The sequence below is a fragment of the Pseudonocardia nantongensis genome, assembly GCF_046546495.1.
Taxonomy (GTDB): domain Bacteria; phylum Actinomycetota; class Actinomycetes; order Mycobacteriales; family Pseudonocardiaceae; genus Pseudonocardia; species Pseudonocardia nantongensis.
On sequence record NZ_JBKGXT010000056.1, the window covers coordinates 1 to 1,019 of the forward strand.

Annotated in this window: 1 protein-coding gene; it reads right to left on the reverse strand. The window is 74.0% G+C overall.

Translation table 11 applies throughout. The annotated features are described in order from the left end of the window. Nucleotides 1-1,019 (reverse strand): threonine synthase (locus ACLFMI_RS26765; RefSeq protein ID WP_410950739.1); only part of this gene is annotated, 1,019 nt, incomplete at its 5' end.

Below are 1,019 nucleotides of genomic sequence, written 5' to 3' on the forward strand. Positions count from 1 at the left end.
TCACGGGATGCGCCCGTCGGCCGCGAGCACCGGAGGTTCCGCCCGCACGGTGTCCGGGTAGATCAGCCCGGACCCCGTGTTCAGTACGACGACCTCCTCCGAACCGTCCAACCAGCCGCTCTCCCGCAACCGGCCGGCCGCGGCCACACAGGCCGCGCCCTCCGGGCAGATCCAGGTGCCCTCGTCCCGGGCCAGGGCGTGCTCGGCGGCGAGCAGCTCGTCGTCGGTGACGGCGACGGCGGTGCCGCCGGTGTCGTGGACGGCGTCGAGTACCAGGAAGTCGCCGAGTGCCTTCGGCACGGTGATCCCGAAGGCGACGGTCCGCGGGTCGGCGGGCGGGACGGACTCCCGCAGTCCGGCGTCGAACGCGTCGACGATCGGCGCGCAGCCGGTGGCCTGCACCGCGACCAGCCGCGGCAGCGGGCCGGTCAACCAGCCCAGCTCGAGCATCTCGCGCAGCGCCTTGTGGATCGCGATGATCCCGACGCCGCCGCCGGTCGGGTAGAGGATGACGTCCGGTGACCGCCAGCCCAGCTGCTCGGCGATCTCGTAGCCCATCGTCTTCTTGCCCTCGAGCCGGTAGGGCTCCTTCAACGTCGAGGTGTCCTGGTAGCCGTCGCGGCGGGAGACCGCGTCGGCCACCAACCGGCCGGCGTCCCCGATCAGGCCGTCGACCAGGTACAGCTCGGCGCCGGAGACGACGCACTCCCGGCGGGTGATCTCCGGGGCGTCCACCGGCATCGCGATCAGCGCGCCGAGCCCGGCCCGGGCGGCGTAGCAGGCCCAGGCCGCTCCGGCGTTGCCGTTGGTCGGCATCGCGACCGCCCGCACACCCAGCTCGGCGGCCCGGGAGACGCCGACCGCGGCGCCGCGTGCCTTGAACGCGCCGGTCGGGACCAGGCCCTCGTCCTTCAGCAACAGGTTCGGCAGGCCCAGCCGCCGACCGGCCCGGGCGAGCGGCAGCAGTGGTGTCATGCCCTCGCCCATCGTCACAACGTGCGCGGGATCCCGGACCGGCA